At 67.1% G+C, this 16168-nt stretch carries 17 protein-coding genes; 10 read left to right on the top strand and 7 right to left on the bottom strand.

The features are described 5' to 3' along the window. Positions 1 to 43 precede the first annotated feature (43 nt). The 3 genes from ABIE24_RS05180 to ABIE24_RS05170 are packed head-to-tail and all read right to left on the bottom strand — an operon-like array spanning position 44 to position 2920. On the bottom strand, positions 44 to 1354 hold the full coding sequence (locus tag ABIE24_RS05180; RefSeq protein ID WP_354497465.1) for a TRAP transporter large permease: 1311 nt from the start codon (positions 1352 to 1354) through the stop codon (positions 44 to 46). Next, complete coding sequence (locus tag ABIE24_RS05175) at positions 1351 to 1866, bottom strand: TRAP transporter small permease (protein ID WP_354497463.1); 516 nt, start codon at positions 1864 to 1866, stop codon at positions 1351 to 1353. The genes ABIE24_RS05180 and ABIE24_RS05175 overlap by 4 nt, the downstream gene beginning before the upstream one ends. Positions 1867 to 1894: 28 nt before the next feature. Continuing rightward, positions 1895 to 2920: a TRAP transporter substrate-binding protein gene (locus ABIE24_RS05170; protein WP_354497462.1), complete on the bottom strand. Its 1026-nt coding sequence runs from the start codon at positions 2918 to 2920 to the stop codon at positions 1895 to 1897. A 162-nt stretch (positions 2921 to 3082) separates the two neighbouring features. Here ABIE24_RS05170 and ABIE24_RS05165 point away from each other — a divergent pair, with 162 nt between their 5' ends. The 5 genes from ABIE24_RS05165 (at position 3083) to ABIE24_RS05145 (ending at position 7277) form a co-directional block, all read left to right on the top strand. Then, positions 3083 to 4126, top strand: coding sequence for a zinc-dependent alcohol dehydrogenase (locus ABIE24_RS05165; RefSeq protein WP_354497460.1), 1044 nt, complete (start codon positions 3083 to 3085; stop codon positions 4124 to 4126). A 31-nt stretch (positions 4127 to 4157) separates the two neighbouring features. After that, positions 4158 to 4916 (top strand): SDR family oxidoreductase, encoded by a 759-nt coding sequence (locus ABIE24_RS05160; protein ID WP_354497458.1) that lies wholly within the window; start codon positions 4158 to 4160, stop codon positions 4914 to 4916. Continuing rightward, a complete protein-coding gene (locus ABIE24_RS05155) occupies positions 4913 to 5530 on the top strand; it encodes a bifunctional 4-hydroxy-2-oxoglutarate aldolase/2-dehydro-3-deoxy-phosphogluconate aldolase (protein ID WP_354497456.1) in 618 nt (205 codons plus the stop codon). The genes ABIE24_RS05160 and ABIE24_RS05155 overlap by 4 nt, the downstream gene beginning before the upstream one ends. Beyond that, positions 5527 to 6504, top strand: coding sequence for a sugar kinase (locus tag ABIE24_RS05150; RefSeq protein ID WP_354497455.1), 978 nt, complete (start codon positions 5527 to 5529; stop codon positions 6502 to 6504). The genes ABIE24_RS05155 and ABIE24_RS05150 overlap by 4 nt, the downstream gene beginning before the upstream one ends. 80 nt (positions 6505 to 6584) lie before the next feature. Further along, positions 6585 to 7277 carry a hypothetical protein gene (locus ABIE24_RS05145; RefSeq protein ID WP_354497454.1) on the top strand — a complete coding sequence of 231 codons (693 nt, stop codon included), beginning with the start codon at positions 6585 to 6587 and terminating at the stop codon, positions 7275 to 7277. Positions 7278 to 7584: 307 nt separating this feature from the next. On the opposite strand, the gene ABIE24_RS05140 is transcribed toward ABIE24_RS05145, so the two are convergent. Further along, complete coding sequence (locus tag ABIE24_RS05140) at positions 7585 to 8595, bottom strand: MDR family oxidoreductase (protein WP_354497452.1); 1011 nt, start codon at positions 8593 to 8595, stop codon at positions 7585 to 7587. Between the two features lie 39 nt (positions 8596 to 8634). Between ABIE24_RS05140 and ABIE24_RS05135 the strand changes: the two genes are divergently transcribed. Both ABIE24_RS05135 and ABIE24_RS05130 read left to right on the top strand, forming a co-directional pair. Continuing rightward, positions 8635 to 10095: an MFS transporter gene (locus ABIE24_RS05135; protein ID WP_354497450.1), complete on the top strand. Its 1461-nt coding sequence runs from the start codon at positions 8635 to 8637 to the stop codon at positions 10093 to 10095. A 251-nt stretch (positions 10096 to 10346) separates the two neighbouring features. Continuing rightward, on the top strand, positions 10347 to 10598 hold the full coding sequence (locus ABIE24_RS05130; protein ID WP_354497448.1) for a hypothetical protein: 252 nt from the start codon (positions 10347 to 10349) through the stop codon (positions 10596 to 10598). Here ABIE24_RS05130 and trhO read toward each other — a convergent pair. From trhO to ABIE24_RS05115, 3 genes are all read right to left on the bottom strand, one after another. Then, entirely contained in the window at positions 10595 to 11500 is a 906-nt protein-coding gene (trhO, locus tag ABIE24_RS05125; RefSeq protein ID WP_354497446.1) for an oxygen-dependent tRNA uridine(34) hydroxylase TrhO, read from the bottom strand. The two genes, ABIE24_RS05130 and trhO, sit on opposite strands and share 4 nt — an antisense overlap. Positions 11501 to 11578: 78 nt before the next feature. After that, entirely contained in the window at positions 11579 to 12319 is a 741-nt protein-coding gene (locus ABIE24_RS05120) for an NUDIX hydrolase (RefSeq protein WP_354497444.1), read from the bottom strand. A gap of 46 nt (positions 12320 to 12365) precedes the next feature. Further along, entirely contained in the window at positions 12366 to 12929 is a 564-nt protein-coding gene (locus tag ABIE24_RS05115; RefSeq protein WP_354497443.1) for a dihydrofolate reductase family protein, read from the bottom strand. A gap of 119 nt (positions 12930 to 13048) precedes the next feature. On the opposite strand from ABIE24_RS05115, the gene ABIE24_RS05110 reads away from it, so the two are divergent. The 3 genes from ABIE24_RS05110 to ABIE24_RS05100 all read left to right on the top strand — a co-directional run bounded on the left by ABIE24_RS05110 (position 13049) and on the right by ABIE24_RS05100 (position 16131). Next, the gene (locus tag ABIE24_RS05110) at positions 13049 to 14242 is read left to right on the top strand and encodes a thiolase family protein (RefSeq protein ID WP_354497442.1); all 1194 of its coding nucleotides are present in this window, start codon (positions 13049 to 13051) and stop codon (positions 14240 to 14242) included. A gap of 235 nt (positions 14243 to 14477) precedes the next feature. Then, positions 14478 to 15242 carry a 3-hydroxyacyl-CoA dehydrogenase gene (locus ABIE24_RS05105; RefSeq protein ID WP_354497440.1) on the top strand — a complete coding sequence of 255 codons (765 nt, stop codon included), beginning with the start codon at positions 14478 to 14480 and terminating at the stop codon, positions 15240 to 15242. A 118-nt stretch (positions 15243 to 15360) separates the two neighbouring features. Further along, positions 15361 to 16131: an enoyl-CoA hydratase/isomerase family protein gene (locus ABIE24_RS05100; protein ID WP_354497438.1), complete on the top strand. Its 771-nt coding sequence runs from the start codon at positions 15361 to 15363 to the stop codon at positions 16129 to 16131. The last annotated feature ends 37 nt before the right edge of the window (positions 16132 to 16168 follow it).

The following is a 16168-nucleotide window of genomic DNA, read 5'->3' as shown; positions in this document are numbered from 1 at the left end:
AGTCCTCCAAGGACGATCGGTTCGAAAGGCATGTGCTGGGGCGTTAGTTGGCGAGACCGAGCAGGCGCGGCAACCACATCGAGAGCTCGGGCACGAACACCACGACAAACAGCATCGCGACCAACAGCAGCAGGAAGGGGACCATTTTGGCGATGACCGGCTCGAGCCTGACTTTCGCCACTTGCGTGCCCACGAACAGCACCGGCGCAGACGGCGGGGAGATGACGGCGATCGAGAGGTTGAAGACCATCATGATTCCGAAGTGGATGGGATCCACGCCGTAGGAGACCGCGATCGGCAGGAAGATCGGAACGAAAATGAGCAGCGCCGGAGTCGGGTCAAGCGGGATTCCGATGACGAGCAGCACGAGCATCATGATCAGAAGCACGACCACCTTCGAGTCGGTCCATCCGAACAGCGTCTCAGCGATCAGCTGCGGTAGCCGCGCGTAAGTCATCACGTACCCCATGATCGAAGACACTGCGATCAGGAAGATGACGATCGAACTGGTGCGGCAGGCGTCGAAGAGGATTCCCGGGATATCCCGCAGCTTGACCGTGCCGTAGATCATTGAGAGCGCAAGCGCGTAGACCACCGCGATCGCTGAGCCTTCGGTAGGGGTGAAAAACCCGGCGATGATGCCGCCGATGGCGACGACGATGAGGCCGAGGGACGGCAGAGCCCGGAGGACGGTGGTGAAGAACACCGTCCACCCGGGAAACGGCGTCCCCTTGAGCTCTGGGTGGCGTCGGGCATAGAAGAAGACCGTTACGGTGCACGCCAGGGCCCAGAGCAGACCGGGGATGTATCCAGCTACGAAGAGGGCACCGATCGAGGTCCCACCCGCGGCCAGCGAGTACACGATGAGCGTGTTGCTCGGGGGAATGAGCATTCCCGCCGGGGCTGAGCTGACGTTGACCGCTGCCGCCATCGCCGGGTTGTAACCCTCTTTTCGAAGCATGGGCGTCATCGTCGAACCCACCGCAGCGGCCGTCGCAACGGCCGATCCGGAGACGGTCCCGAAGATCGCGTTGGCGATGACATTGCTGTGCATGAGCGCCGCCGGGGTTCGACCAACCAAGACTCGCGCCAGATTGATGAGCCTCGCGGCGATTCCGCCGGTGTTCATGATCGCCCCCGCGAGAACGAAGAAGGGGATCGCGAGCAACGCGAACGAGTTCGCCCCACGGAACATCTGTTGGACGGACGTCGTCGCGCCGTTGTCGAAGCCGGCCAGCAGCAGCATGCATACCGCCGACGGCAACCCGATGGCGATCGATACCGGTGCCCCGATGGCGAGCAGGATGATGAGCCCGCCGATCAGGATGGCGCTCAGGACAAGAGGATCGATCATGCGGTTGCCGCCTCCAGGTCTTCGTGAAACCCTTCGCGACCCTTGTAGGCCGGAGAAAGGGCGTGAGAGATGTGCAGCACAAGATAGAAAGCAATCAAGACGCCGGCGATCGGCAGAGCCAGGTAGAGCTGCCCCTGGGTGAACGGGAGCAACGGATTGGTCTGAGTCCACGCCATCGCCGACTGTTTGATTCCGCCGTAGATCATCACATAGCCGACGAAAGCGAACACCGACAGGTACGCGAGGATGTCGGCGACCCGTTGCAAGGCGACGGGAAGCTTCTCGACGAGGAAGTCCATGACCACGTCGGCCTTCTCGCCGATCGCAATCGCGACCCCGATCAGGCTGACCCACACGAACGTGTATCTGGCGGCTTCTTCACTCCAGGCGCTCGGGTCGTTCAAGACCAGACGTGTGAAAACCTGCCAGACGACGAGCAGCACGAGCGCCGCGAACAGGACGACGCAGAGAACTCGCAACACTCGGTCGAGCCAGGCGCGAAATGTGGTCATGGACTTACTCTTCCCTCAGACGGACGTATCAGCCGCGCGCGGCGTCGATGGCGTCGTAGATCTCCTGGGATGCAGGAGTGGTGATGAGCTCCTCGTGCAGTGGGAGGACAGCCTTGCGGAAGGCATCGACATCCGCCTTGACGAAAGTTGCGCCCGCGTCCTCAGCGTCGGCGACGGCGGCCTTGACCGCGGCATCGAATGCTTCCAGTTCATCGTCAACCGCTTCGTCGAGGAGATCCTCGAAGAGCCCGCGGGTCTCCTCGTCCAGGCCATCCCACACGGTCGGACTGGCGACGAAGTAGTCGGGCATCATCAGGTGCTGTGTGTACGAGTAGAAGGGAGCCGTTTCGTCGTGAGCAAGCGACGAGTAGATCAACTCGTTGTTCTCCGCCCCGTCGAGGACACCCGACTGGATGGCTGTATAGACCTCGTCCTGTGCCATCGGGGTGCCGATACCACCCATGAGTTCCATCATCCGTACGTTGGTTTCCGATCCGATGACGCGGACCTTGGAGCTGGCGAGATCCGCCGGCGTCTTGATCGGCTTGTCGGTGTAGACGTTGCGCACTCCACCGTGGAACGCGGCAAGAAGCGTCAGATTGTCCGCGTCGAGCGAATCGTAGAGGTCGCCGACAACGTCGCGGTCATTGAGCACTTCCATCTGGTGCTCAGGCGACTCGTACATGTATGGCAGGTTCACTACCGAGAAGTCGGGATTGAAGCTTTCGAGCAACGAGCCGGCGACGAAAGCGAAGTCGATCGTTCCCGACTGAACCTGCTCGATGGTCGCCTCCTGTGCGCCCAACGTGCCGTCTGCGTACAACTCGAGGGAGTACTGACCATCGGTCGCCTCCTCCAGCTTGTCGGAAAGCTCGAGAATGGCCTGCGCCTGCGGGTGCGATTCGTTCTGATTGAATGCGACGCGAAACACCCGCGCCTTGCCGCCGGTGTCCGCGCCCGCGTCTGCGTCTGCGTCTCCTCCGGAGGCGCAGCCGACAAGGCCCAGCGCGAGAACTGCCGTGGCGCCGATGGCACCAACAAATCGCTTGTGCATGTGAAATCTCCTCATTGAGTCGGAACCGGTCACCACTGCGCCGGCCGTTCGATCTTGGGCTACTATACAGAAACGGAACCGAGTTTCGCCACACGGAACTCAAAGAGACCAAACCGAATTCGCCGGCAGCATGCCTGCGGAATCATCGAGCGAGGAATTCTCATGGCAATGACACGATATGCAGGCGGCGGTCGAGCGGCGAATTACACGAAGAGCGGCCACATCGAATTGGGCAGCAGTCCTGCCTTCCCGCCGGATGAAGGTCTTGTTCAGATCCGGGTCGCGTACGTCGGTATTTGCGGCACGGACCTGCACATCCTCCACGGCCACATGGACCACCGGGTCAACGCACCGCAGCCCATCGGGCACGAGATGAGCGGCACGGTCGAAGCGGTCGGAGCCGGCGTCGATTCCGTTCGCCCGGGTGACACGGTCACCGTGATGCCGCTGGACTGGTGCGGTGACTGCCCCGCCTGTCGTGCCGGACACGCTCACATCTGTCACCGGCTCAACTTCGTCGGCATCGAGACGACCGGTGCACTCCAGGAACTCTGGACGGTCCCCGCGTCGATAGTCGTGCCCATACCGGCCGGTGTCTCCCTCCAGCACGCCGCTCTCGTCGAACCGCTCGCCGTGGCGTCGCACGACGTGCGCCGGTCTCGTCTCGCCGCAGGAGAGACTGCCCTCGTCATCGGCGGCGGACCGATCGGCCAACTCATCGCACTGGTCAGCGCCCAGGTCGGAGCGAAAGTCATCCTCGCTGAGCCCAACGCCGACCGCCGCGCTTTCGCGGCCAGGCATGGAGCAACCGTCGTCGACCCGATCGCCGACGACCTTGGCGCCATCGTGAGCGAACACACCTCCGGCGCTGGCGCCGATGTCGTCTTCGAGGTAGCCGGGGTGGCCGCCACGGCGCTGGACGCTGTTCGCCACGCCCGCACCCGCGGCCGCGTTGTCATGGTCGCCATCCACCCGCAGCCCGTTCCCATCGACTTGCATCGGGTGTTCTGGCGCGAGCTTGAGCTCATCGGCGCTCGCGTCTACGAGCGAGAAGATTTCGACCACGCCATCGAGTTGATCCGCAGCGGGCTCGTGCCCGCCGACGAACTCATCAGCGCGACAGTCCCCCTTGCCCGCACCCTCGAAGCTTTCGAGACCCTCACCACAGCGCAAGCCCTGAAGGTGCTTGTGGACGTCCAGAACTGACCAGCGCCAGCGAAGAGATCCAGGAGCACACATGAACACCAACCCGTTCGACCTCACCGGAAAGACGGCGGTCGTCACCGGAGCACGTCGCGGCATCGGCTTTGCGATGGCCGAAGCCCTCGCCGTCGCCGGCGCAGACATCATCGCCGCATCCGCCGGCCAGGAAGCTGACGGCGGTGCAATCGGCCGCAGAGTACGAGAACTCGGCCGTTCATTCGAAGGTCACGGCGTGGACTTCCGCGACCGGGACGCTGTGACCGCGTTCGGTCAGGACGTCGCCGCGCGCACCGACATCCTCGTGAACAATGCGGGCACGATCCGGCGCGCACCGGCCGCGGAGCATCCACTCGAATGGTGGGATGAGGTGATCGACGTCAATCTGAACAGCCAGTTCGTGCTCACCCAGCACGTCGGACGCCAGATGATCGAGCGTGGGGGCGGAAAGATCATTTTCACCGCGAGTCTGCTCAGCTTCCAGGGTGGAGTGACGGTTCCCGGGTACGCGGCGACGAAGTCTGCGATCGGTGGTCTCACGAAAGCGCTTGCCAACGAGTGGGCGTCGCGCGGGGTCAACGTGAACGCGATCGCGCCAGGATACATTTCGACCGACAACACCGAAGCGCTTCGCGACGATCCGGAGCGCTCACAATCGATTCTGTCCCGTATCCCCGCTGCCAGGTGGGGCGAAGCCAGCGACCTTGGAGGAGCCGCGGTGTTCCTGGCGAGCCGAGCATCCGATTATGTGTCAGGCGTCGTCCTTCCGGTCGATGGCGGATGGATGGGGCGATGAGCGATGAGCGGGAGCACCCGCTTTTCAGCCATCGGGTGGTGCCGCTTGCATCCATCTCAGACCCCGGGGTTGTCGATGCGATCGGCGACGGCCTCGTCTCCGGTGGACTTCCGGTCGTCGAGGTTGCGTTGCGAAGCGACTTCGGATTGCCGGCGCTCAGGCGGCTTGCGGACCGAGGAGACATCCTGGTCGGTGCCGGCACGGTGCTTTCGATTGACCAGGCGCGCGATGCGATCGACGCGGGAGCGGCGTTCATCGTCACGCCGGGTCTTGATCTGGAGGTGGTGAAATACGTGCGCGGTGCGAATCTTCCGATCGTGCCGGGTGTCCTTACTCCGACAGAGATCCAGTCCGCGCGCGCGGCAGGGCTGACACGCGTCAAACTCTTTCCTGCTGGCGTGTTCGGCGGGGTCGCGCTGATCGAGGCATACTCGGCCGTTTTCCGTGACGTCAAGTTCATGCCGTCCGGTGGCGTCGGTCCTGCGAACCTCGCGGCACACCTGGCGCATCCCGCCGTATTCGCTGTGAGCGGGAGCTGGATCGTCCAGCCCGCGGCGCAGGGTGCGAGCGCGGTTGCCGAGCGCGCGCGCGAAGCAGTTGGGGCCTCCTCATGACGTCATTTCCTGCCACCCGGAAACACGATGTGGTCGTTCTTGGGGAAAGCCTGGGACTCATTGTGAGCGATCGAGCGGGGCGCCTCTCCCTCGGCGGGGAACTGCGGCTCACCTTCGGAGGCGCCGAAAGCAACGTGGCCATCGGGGTCCAGCGACTCGGAGCGGCAGCCGCGTGGATCGGCAGGGTCGGCTCCGATGCTATTGGTGACCTCATCGTCCGCGAACTGCGCGCCGAGGGAGTATCCGTCCATCCAACCCGCGACACCGACGCACCGACGGCTCTCATGCTGAAAGAACGGCCGTACCCCGGCGCGAGCCGCATCACCTACTACCGCCGGGGGCACGCAGGAAGTCGACTCAGTCCATCTGACGTCGCACCGGACGCTGTCGCCGATGCGAAAGTGCTCTATATCACCGGCATCTCGGCCGCCCTCGGCGCGAGCCCACTGGCCGCAGCTCACGCCGCCATTGATTACGCGAAGTCTGCGGGGACGCTGGTGGCCTTCGATGTGAACCATCGCAGCTCTCTCGTTGACGACCTCGATGCCGTCACGCGGTCGTATCGGGGTCTTGCCGAGCGCGCCGACGTCGTTTTCGCCGGTGACGACGAAGCGGCCATACTCACGGGTCATGCAGACCCGCAGAGGCAACTCGACGCCATCCTTGCGCTTGGTCCACAGCATGCTGTCGTCAAGCTCGGTGAACGTGGCGCGCTCGAGAAGTGTCGGGAGGGTGCCGCCACGCAGCGGTCTGCGATCGCCGTCACGGTGGTCGACACCGTGGGAGCGGGTGATGCGTTCGCGGCGGGGTGGCTGGTCGAATGGACCCGCGGTGGGGACGCGGGAGCCCGGCTCGACCTGGCAGTGCGGTGCGGTGCTTTCGCGTGCCTTGCCCAGGGCGACTGGGAGTCAGCTCCCACCCGGAGCGACATCGCATGGCTGGACGGAAATGGCGGCGACCCGGTCAGTCGGTGAGAACCACCGACAAGGCGGACGTTACCTCGTTGTGAGGTTTCACCACCGGAATTGTCGGAGGTCACTGGCAGACTAGGGGGATGGCTCGACTCCTGCTGCACTCCGATCGTCTTGAAGTCATTTTGTCGACCGCTGAAAAGACGCTCTCGCTTCGCCGGGAGAACATCGTGGTGCCGCGTTCGTCCATCCGCTCGGCCACGCTGACAGACGATCCGTGGATCTGGGTGCGCGGCATCCGGGCGCCCGGGACGGCGATTCCCCTGACCCTCGCGGTCGGCCAGTGGAAGTTCCACGGGGGCAAGGACTTCCTCGTGCTCAAGGGCACCAAACCCTCGGTCGTGATCGACGTCGCCGACGAGGAGTTCTCGCGGCTGATCATCACGACGAAGCACGGTATGGAGCTCGTCTCCAAGCTTCAGCTCGACGCGAAGCCGGCGAAGAAGTCGCCCCGCGCGCGCAAGACGACCCCGCAGGTGACGCCGAAGCCCAAGCGCGTCGTGAAGCCGAAAACCGATGCCGACGCCCCGGCCGCCGACAGCACGCCGGCCCCGACAGACGTGACACCGGATGCCACCGCCGTCGTGACACCCGAAACGGCAACGGCTGCGGCCAGGACCCGCGCACCGCGCCGCCCGAAGACGACGCCGAAAACGACTCCGGCCGCCGGCGCGCCCGACCCCACCGGCGCGCCCGCCCCCACCGGCGCGCCCGCCCCCGCCGACACGGCATCCGCCCCCGCCGACACGGCATCCGCCCCCACCGACTCGGTCTAGGCCGTCGCGGCCCATCGCGGCGGGTGCAAGCGGCAGGCCGCTGCCGACGCGCCCGCGCGGGTCTTTTCGCCGCACGCGGGTGCACTTTCAGCCGCGGGCCGCGAATCCACCCGCGCGCGTCTTTCTGGAGAGCTGCCGGTCGCATCCGCGTCCGCATCCGAGCCAGCAGCGGTTCGCCGTCCCGTCGGGCTCGGGGTGCTGGTGCCGAGCCCCGGCGCGGGTCTTTTCGTCGCGCGCGGGTGCAGTTTCAGCCGCGTGTGGCGAGCTCACCCGCGCGAGATCCCCGAGCGGGCCGCTGACGGTCGACTCAGGCGTTCACGTCGACGACGGTTCGCCCTCGAACACCGCCGGCAAGGATGCGCTCAGCGCTGTCTTTCGCGGCGTCGAGGGGGATCACCTCGATCATTCCGTCGAGCAGTTCGGGATCGAGGTCGCGCTCCAGCCGGCTCCACGCCTCCTGCCGTAACCCGAGGGGCGCTTCCACCGAGTTGATGCCGACGAGGCTGACGCCGCGGAGAATGAACGGCAGAACCGTCGCCGGCAGGTCGGTTCCCTGGGCGAGACCGCAGGCGGTCGCCACACCGCCGGAGGTCAGCTGGGCGATGGCGTTGACGAGGGTGTGGCTTCCGACCGCGTCGACGACGGCGGCGTAGCGCTGCGACTGCATCGGTTTGCCCGGTTCCGAGAGCGTGCCGCGGTCGAGGATCTCCGTCGCGCCCAGCATCGTCAGGTACTCGCGCTCGGTGTCGGCACGTCCCGTTGAGGCAACGACCTCGAACCCGAGCCGGCTGAGAAGCGCGACGGCGACCGATCCGACACCTCCGGCCGCGCCGGTGACGAGTACGGGCCCGTCGCCGGGGGAGACCCCGTGGCGCTCCACAGCCATCACCGACAGCATCGCCGTGAATCCGGCCGTGCCGATCGCGGCGGCCCGGAGTGGGCCGAGAGCATCCGGAACCCGAACCAGGCGCGATCCGTCGATGCGGGCGCGCTGCGCCAGACCGCCGTGCAGGCTCTCGCCCAACCCCGCGCCGTTCAGCAGGACGGTGTCGCCCGGCGCCCATCCGGCCGAGTCCGAAGACTCGACGGTGCCGACGAGGTCGATCCCCGCGACGAGTGGCCAGTTTCTCACCACACCCGGCCGGCCGCAGAGGGCGAGTCCGTCCTTGTAATTGATGCTCGAGTACTGCACCGAGACGGTGGTGTCGCCCGCTCCCAGGTCGTCGTCGGTGAAGCCGTGAACGGATGCTGTCTGCGTGGCGGTGCCGGAGGCATCCGTTTCTTTCGAAACCAGCCAGGCCCGGAACGTGGTCGTCATGCGCCCAGCCTAGGGGCGCGGCCGGGGCAGAATGGGGGGATGCCCCGATCATCCACCCTTCAGCGCGGCCGCGGGCGGCCTCGCTCAGGGACCACCCTCAACCGGCCTCTCGCGCTTCTCGTCGCCGGGACGGCGTTCATGGAGATCCTCGACGCCACGATCATCCAGACCGCGGCGCCCGCCATGGCGGCGGATTTCGGCGTTCGCGCGGTGGACATCAACCTCGCCATGACGACGTACCTTCTGGCGCTGGCCGTCGGCGTGCCGGTCAGCGGCTGGCTGGCCGACCGATTCGGCACGAAACGGATCTTCTGCATGGCCATCGTGATCTTCACGATCGCGTCGGCCCTGTGTGCGGTGAGCACGTCACTGCCGATGTTGTGCGTCATGCGGGTGCTGCAGGGTATCGGCGGCGCCATGATGGTGCCGGTCGGCCGGCTCGCGGTGCTCCGCGCGGTGAACAAGGGCGACCTGCTGAATGCGATAGCGTACCTGACCTGGCCCGCCCTGCTCGCGCCCGTGATCGCGCCGGTGCTCGGAGGAATCCTCGCCGACACGGTGGGCTGGGAATGGATCTTCCTCGTCAACATCCCGCTGGGAATCGTCGCGTTCCTGGCCGCCCTGAGATACGTGCCCGCTCTCGCCGAGCGGAGCAGGGAGGGCCTCGACTGGTGGGGTTTCCTCCTCGTCGGCGTCGCCCTGGCTGCACTCGTGCTCGGCATGGAGCAGGTCGGGGCAGACCCGACCGACTGGCGGCTCAGCGCCGGGTTGCTTCTCCTGGCCGGTCTCGTCGGGGCTGGGGCGTTTCTGCGGTTGCGGTTCGCGCGGCATCCGCTTCTCGATCTCTCGGCGTTGCGGATCGCGACGTTCCGGGTCGGCAATGTCGGCGGTGGGGTCTACCGTCTGCTCATCGGTGCGGCACCGTTCCTGTTCGTGCTGTTATTCCAGGCGGGGTTCGGCTGGAGCGCGTCGCAGGCGGGGCTCATGGTGATGGCGGTGTTTCTCGGAAACATCCTGATCAAACCGGCGACCAGCCCGCTGATCCGGCGGTTCGGCTTTCGGCGCGTGATCGTGGGCGCGAACCTCTGCGGCGCGCTGGTGTACGTCGGCTGCGTCTTTCTCACGCCGAGCACTCCGCTCGTGGTGACCGCTCTGCTGCTCTTCGCGAGTGGAGTCTTCCGCTCGATTGGGTTCAGCGGATACAACTCGGTGCAGTTCGCCGATGTGCCCCCGACGCTGACGTCGCGGGCGAACACGCTCGCGTCGACGATGCAGCAGGTGGCGACCGGGCTCGGCATCGCGGTCGCGGCGCTGGTCGTGCGGGTTACGACCGTCGCAGCGGATGCCGTCGACCCGGGCACGCCCGAACTCGGCTACCGCTGGGCGTTCGGAGTCGTGGCTGTGCTGCTGGTGCTGCCGGCGATCGAAGCGGCGCGGATGCCGGCAAAGGCCGGCGACGAAGTGGCGGGTGGACCGCGGACGGCTGCAGGTCGGTCCTAAGGGGTGAGCGGATCGTCGACACGAGGGAAGGAAAAAGCCCTCAGGCAAGGACAGGTTTGTTGATCCTTTCCTTATCTGGCGGTGTTTTCCTTGTGCGGTGCTGACGGCATCCGCGCAGGAGGACGTGCCAGCAGAGACCACCGCCCACATCGAACGCAGGCGGGGCGTCGCCGTGTCAAACCGAACGCAAGGCCTTGCCCGCGTCGAGCCGGGCCGCCTAGCGTCGAAGGGTACGCAACGAGAGGAACACTATGAGTGACATCGAGAACGGCTCCCCGAAGAACGCCCTGCCCGACGGCCTCGCCGCGACGCCCGAGGTGATCGACGCCCAGTTCGTCGACCAGGGTTTCGGCGAAGACATCGTCTCGTCGCCGGCGCAGCGCGGCCAGGACTACGAGGGCGACAACGAAGTCCTCAAGGAGCACTACAACGCCGACGACGCCGATCCGGACGCCGCCGACGAGATCCTCAACGATCAGATCGACGGCCGCACCGACGGCTAACCCGCGAGGGCCGCGTGCGTCTCGCAGAGCGGCGCCGCGGCCGCGTGGTCGGCACAGAGGACGAGCTGGGTGCGGCAGGAGGCATCCGCACAATTCTGCATGTGCCGGGATGCCACACCGCAAACGGCACACGAGCCGATCACGGCCGTGTGATCGGAGAAGTCCATCGACATGCGGTTGTCGAAGACGTACAGTGACCCCTCCCACAGGCCGTCGTCACCGTACGTCTCGCCGTAGCGGACGACACCGCCCTCGAGCTGGTAGACCTCACCGAAGCCCCGGCTTTTCATCAGCCCGGAGAGTACCTCGCACCGGATGCCTCCGGTACAGTACGTGACCACCGGTTTGTCTTTGAGGTGGTCGTACTTTCCGCTGTCGAGTTCGGCCACGAACTCGCGCGTGTTCGACACGTCGGGAACGACCGCGTCCCTGAACCGGCCGATCTCGGCTTCGAACGCATTCCGGCCGTCGAAGAACACGACGTCGTCGCCGCGCTCCGCCACGAGGTCGTGGAGTTCGGCGGGCTGCAGCCTCGTTCCGCCGCCGACGACGCCGTTCTCGTCCACCTCGAGCTCGCCCGGCGCACCGAACGAGACGATCTCGTCGCGCACCTTGACCACGAGCCGCGGAAAGTCGAGGCTCGCACCGCTCTCATCGAGACCGGTGCCCTCCGACCACTTCACATCGAGGTTCTTGAACGCCGGGTACTCACGGGTCTTGCGGAGGTACTTCTTCACGGCGCCGAGCTCGCCACCGATCGTGCCGTTCAGGCCGTCCCTGGAGAGCAAGATGCGCCCGCGCAGGTTCAGCGACTCCGCGAGGTCCCGCTGCCAGAGCCGCACGGCATCCGGGTCGGCGAGTGGCGTGAAGACGTAGTAGAGGAGGATCTTCGAAATGGCCACGGGTCGATTTTACCCGCTGGCCTGAACGGCGGCTGGCCGGAACGGCGGCTGGGCCGCGGCACGACTCACTGCGCCTCGCTACGGGAACGGGTGCTCGGTGACGCCGTACCCGGCCTCGGCAGGAATCACGACCTTTTTCGATCCGTCGTCACCGATCTCCATGGCGGCCAGCACCGTGTACGGCTGCCGGTTCTGTGCGGCGGCGATCGCGCTCGCCGCATCCTCGCTTTCGGCCAGGCGCATCAGGTTCAGCAGGGTGGGGAACATGAGCGGCTGCTCCTTGTGCTCCGCCCGCCGCACGACGTCAGCCGGTCGCGCCCATTCGACGGCGACGATCTCCGCGCCGTCCGGCGTCGGTTGCTGGCCCTTCGGCGCCCGCGCCAGGAGGAAGTGGGTGTCGAAGCGCCGGGGCGCAACCTCCGGGGTGATCCAGTGCGCGAACGGATGGAGGTCGTCGAGCATCAGCCGGCCTCCTGATGCCCGCACCACGTCGAGAAACGAGGCGGTCGCGCGCTCCGGCTGTTCCACGTCCGAACCATCCGGGCGGCTCGCGAGCAGCACGCCGGTCTCTTCGAACACCTCCCGGATGCCGGCGATGCGGATGGCGCGTTCGTTCCGCGGCAGCTCGACCCCGCTTCCCAGCAGGGGCAGCCACTCGTCACAGTCATCGTCGTCGTCGACCGCTCCGCCCGGAAAGACGAGGGCTGATGCGAACACGGCCTTCTCATGGCGGCGCACCAGGAGAACCTCGAAGGGGTCATCGCGCACGAGCACGATGGTGGCGGCGAGGCGCGGTACGGCCGGTGGCGTGAGTGTCATGGCTTCTCTGCTGCCAGCTTAGGCCCGCTGAATGTCCGTGTGCGGGTCAGGTGAGGGCGTAGTCCGCCCAGATCAGCCCGGAGTCGTAGGTCCTGCAGCGCAGAAGCCGCAGTGCGGTCGCGAACCCGTCAGGGAACACGCGCCGACCCCTCCCGATGGCTACCGGGCAGATCCGGAGCTGCACCTGGTCGACTCCTCCCGAGCGGAACAACTGGTCGGTCAGCTCCAGGCTGCCCCAGACGATCAGGTCGCCCGGCGCGGTCTCGGCGAGAGAACGCAGGGTCGTGGCGGGGTCGCCGTCGACGACGCGGCCTTCGGGGTACCCGCCCCACGGGGCCCGCTCGAGCGTTCGGGAGAAGACGACCTTGTCGAGGGCGTTGAGCTTGTCGGCGATGATCTCGTCGCGCGACTGCTCCGTCGGCCAGAACCCGACGAACTCCCGGTACGTGGTGCCGCCGAGCACCATGTGCGAGATCGAGTCGAGCTGGTCCAGTTGGTCCGTGTCCGGCTCGGTCCAGTCCTCCACCGCGGAAAAGAAGCTGAGCCCCCCGCGGGCGTCCGCGGCATACCCGTCGAGGCTCACGCCCTGCTGAACGATGATGTTTCCCATGTCCTCTCCTCTCGTGACCCCAACGCTGCCACCGGATCGCCCGCGTGAGAAGGGGATGCCGCTGGCCCGCCGGGCGGCATCCGTCGTACGCTCGACGTGAACCGATCGATCGGAGCGCCATGTCATCCGCCGTCATCATCGACGCCCTGCGCACGCCGTCGGGGCGCGGCAAACCGGGGGGTGCGCTGAGCACGATCCACCCGGTCGACCTGCTCGCCCAGACCCTGCAGCACCTCGTGGCCCGGGCGGGGATCGACCCCGGCATCGTCGACGATGTCATCGCCGGCTGCGTCACCCAGGCCGGGCGCCAATCGACGAACATCGCGCGGAACGCGGTGCTCGCTGCCGGCTTCCCCGAAAGCGTCCCGGCAACCACGATCGACCGGCAGTGCGGCTCGAGCCAGCAGGCGGCGCAGTTCGCGGCCCAGTCGATCCTCAGCGGAACGAACGACGTCGTCATCGCCTGCGGGGTCGAGCAGATGAGCAGGCAGCCGATCGGCTACTCGACACTCGGCGAGGACGTCGCCGGCCCGATGCTGCGCGACCGTTACCCGGACGGCCTCGTGCACCAGGGCATCTCCGCCGAACTCATTGCCTCCCGCTGGAACATCAGCCGGGCTGAGCTCGACGCGTACGCGGCCCAGTCCCACGCCCGCGCGTCGTCGGCGATCGACCGCGGCCTGTTCGTTCCCGAGGTCATCCCGGTCACCCTGACGGATGCCGACGGCCGGCTCTCCCTGTTCGGCGTCGACGAGACGGTGCGGCGAGGCACGACCGCGGAGGCCCTCGGCGGTCTTCAGCCGGCGTTCCGCACCGACGAGTACGCCGAGCGCTTTCCCGAGATCGGCTGGAACATCACGGCGGGCAACTCGTCGCCGCTCACCGACGGCGCATCCGCCGCCCTTCTCATGAGCGAGGACAAAGCCGATGAGCTCGGCCTGACGCCGCTCGCGCGATTCGTCGGCTTCGCCCAGGTCGGCAGCGACCCGATCGAGATGCTCACCGGCATCCTCCCGGCCACCAGGCGCGTGCTCGACCGCACCGGCATCCGGATCGACGACATCGAGGTGTTCGAGGTCAACGAAGCCTTCGCGTCGGTGCCGCTCGCGTGGCAGCGTGAATTCGACGTGGACGCGTCGCGGCTCAACCCGTGGGGCGGCGCGATCGCCCTCGGCCATCCGCTCGGTGCCTCGGGAACGCGACTCCTCACCACCCTGGTCAGCGCGCTTCGAACGAGCGGCGGGCGGTACGGGCTGCAGACGATGTGCGAGGGCGGCGGCATGGCGAACGCCACCATCATCGAGCGGATTTGACTTGGCGCGGACGGTTGACAGGAGATTGGGCGGCGTCCGTACGCTCGACAGGAGAATGTGCCCGACATTCCGCGCCCGATCCTGTTGAGCATCACCACCGTCGTTGTAGACACGGCACAACAGCGCCGCGCGGCGACCGTCGTGGGAACAGCCGCCCCGACAACGGGTGTGAAGCGCTCCCCGGCCTCCCCTAGGCTCGCAACACACCCCTCTCCAGCACAGTGAGGATCCAGCAATGAAGCTACCCGGAGCATCCGCCCTCATCACCGGGGGCGCATCCGGCCTCGGCAACGCCACCGCAACCCGACTTGCCGCGGCCGGCGTGTCGGTCGTCATCGTCGACCTGCCGTCATCGCCCGGTGCGGATGCCGCGGCGCGGCTGGGCGAGAACGCCCGGTTCGTTCCCGCAGACGTGTCGAACGACAGCGAGGTGCAGGCGGCCGTCGACGCGGCGGTCGCACTCGCGCCCCTCCGGATCGTCGTCAACTGCGCCGGGGTCGCGACCCCGGGCAAGGTCCTCGGCCGGGACGGCACGCTGCCCCTCGAGAACTTCACCCGCGTTCTCGAGATCAACCTGATCGGGACGTTCAACGTCGTCCGACTCGCGGCCGCTGCGATGGCCGGATCGGAACCCGACGCCGACGGCGAACGCGGCGTGATCATCAACACCGCATCCGTCGCCGCCTTCGACGGCCAGATCGGCCAGCCCGCCTACGCGGCGTCGAAGGGCGGTGTGCACGCCATGACGCTGCCGCTGGCGAGGGAGTTCGCGCGCCACGGCATCCGGGTCAACACCATCGCCCCCGGCATCATGGAGACCCCCATGCTCAAGGGCCTGCCGCAGGAGGCGCAGGACTCGCTGGGCGAGCAGGTGCCGTTCCCGTCCCGGCTCGGGCGCCCGGACGAGTATGCGGCGCTCGTGCAGCACATTCTCGAGAACGCCTACCTCAACGGCGAGACGATCAGGCTCGACGGCGCCATCCGGATGGCGCCGAAGTAGCGGCGCCCATCCGGTCGAGAACATACGTTCCGGTCGGGTACACCCGGTGCGCCGGGTGAATCGGTCCGTAACGAGTGAATTCGACCCGCACCACCCACCTTCCACCGAAAGTGACCGCATGACCGACAGCATCCTTCTCACCGTGAACGACGGACTCGCCCACGTCACCCTCAACCGTCCGGAGCGCCTCAACGCGATCAACGCCGAGGCGGCCATGGCGTGGCGGGACATCGCGACGGAGGTGGCCGACCGTTCCGACGTCGGCGCCGTCCTGTTCGACGCCGTCGGCCCCGCGTTCTGCGCCGGGGGCGACGTCGCCGAGATGTCGGCCATGGGAGGCAGCGTGAACTCGATAGCGGCCTTCGCCGACATCATCCACGACGGCCACCGCACGCTCGCCGCGATGCCGAAACCGATCGTCGCTGCCGTGAACGGCGCTGTGGCCGGCGGCGGACTCGGCTTCATGCTCGTCGCCGACTACATCGTCGCCGCCGAGTCGGCCCGGTTCGTCTCCAAGTACGCCGACGTCGGCCTCACCCCCGACTGCGGAGTCTCCACACTCCTGCCCGAGGCGGTCGGCATGCGTCGTGCACTGCAGCTCACCCTCACGAGCCGATTGCTCACGGCGGCCGAGGCGCTGGACTGGGGCCTCGTCACCGAGGTCGTCGCCGACGGCGAGACGGATGCCCGCGCCCGCGAGATCGCCGCCGGCTGGCTCACCGGCGCCACCGCAGCGTTCGGAGAGGCGAAGCGACTCCTCCGCGGCGGGGTCGGTCGCGACTACGGCGCCGCACTCAACGACGAGGCCCGCACCATCGGAGCGGCGTTCGAGACGCCCGACGCCCAAGCGCGGATCGGCGCGTTCCTCGCCCGTTCCGCCCGCCGCTAGCGTCTCGGCCGCACCGGCCAGGTCACCCGTTCCGGAC

This window comes from Mycetocola sp. 2940 (assembly GCF_040548835.1).
Lineage (GTDB): Bacteria > Actinomycetota > Actinomycetes > Actinomycetales > Microbacteriaceae > Mycetocola_A.
The sequence above is the reverse complement of the archived record's forward strand: the minus strand, read 5'-3'. Positions and strand labels throughout refer to the sequence as shown.

What these genes read in the sequence shown, in the direction of transcription:
- ABIE24_RS05180 (WP_354497465.1), bottom strand. Translation starts at nt 1,354, where the DNA reads ATGATCGATCCTCTTGTCCTGAGCGCCATCCTGATCGGCGGGCTCATC.
- ABIE24_RS05175 (WP_354497463.1), bottom strand. Translation starts at nt 1,866, where the DNA reads ATGACCACATTTCGCGCCTGGCTCGACCGAGTGTTGCGAGTTCTCTGC.
- ABIE24_RS05170 (WP_354497462.1), bottom strand. Translation starts at nt 2,920, where the DNA reads ATGCACAAGCGATTTGTTGGTGCCATCGGCGCCACGGCAGTTCTCGCG.
- ABIE24_RS05165 (WP_354497460.1), top strand. Translation starts at nt 3,083, where the DNA reads ATGGCAATGACACGATATGCAGGCGGCGGTCGAGCGGCGAATTACACG.
- ABIE24_RS05160 (WP_354497458.1), top strand. Translation starts at nt 4,158, where the DNA reads ATGAACACCAACCCGTTCGACCTCACCGGAAAGACGGCGGTCGTCACC.
- ABIE24_RS05155 (WP_354497456.1), top strand. Translation starts at nt 4,913, where the DNA reads ATGAGCGATGAGCGGGAGCACCCGCTTTTCAGCCATCGGGTGGTGCCG.
- ABIE24_RS05150 (WP_354497455.1), top strand. Translation starts at nt 5,527, where the DNA reads ATGACGTCATTTCCTGCCACCCGGAAACACGATGTGGTCGTTCTTGGG.
- ABIE24_RS05145 (WP_354497454.1), top strand. Translation starts at nt 6,585, where the DNA reads ATGGCTCGACTCCTGCTGCACTCCGATCGTCTTGAAGTCATTTTGTCG.
- ABIE24_RS05140 (WP_354497452.1), bottom strand. Translation starts at nt 8,595, where the DNA reads ATGACGACCACGTTCCGGGCCTGGCTGGTTTCGAAAGAAACGGATGCC.
- ABIE24_RS05135 (WP_354497450.1), top strand. Translation starts at nt 8,635, where the DNA reads ATGCCCCGATCATCCACCCTTCAGCGCGGCCGCGGGCGGCCTCGCTCA.
- ABIE24_RS05130 (WP_354497448.1), top strand. Translation starts at nt 10,347, where the DNA reads ATGAGTGACATCGAGAACGGCTCCCCGAAGAACGCCCTGCCCGACGGC.
- ABIE24_RS05120 (WP_354497444.1), bottom strand. Translation starts at nt 12,319, where the DNA reads ATGACACTCACGCCACCGGCCGTACCGCGCCTCGCCGCCACCATCGTG.
- ABIE24_RS05115 (WP_354497443.1), bottom strand. Translation starts at nt 12,929, where the DNA reads ATGGGAAACATCATCGTTCAGCAGGGCGTGAGCCTCGACGGGTATGCC.
- ABIE24_RS05110 (WP_354497442.1), top strand. Translation starts at nt 13,049, where the DNA reads ATGTCATCCGCCGTCATCATCGACGCCCTGCGCACGCCGTCGGGGCGC.
- ABIE24_RS05105 (WP_354497440.1), top strand. Translation starts at nt 14,478, where the DNA reads ATGAAGCTACCCGGAGCATCCGCCCTCATCACCGGGGGCGCATCCGGC.
- ABIE24_RS05100 (WP_354497438.1), top strand. Translation starts at nt 15,361, where the DNA reads ATGACCGACAGCATCCTTCTCACCGTGAACGACGGACTCGCCCACGTC.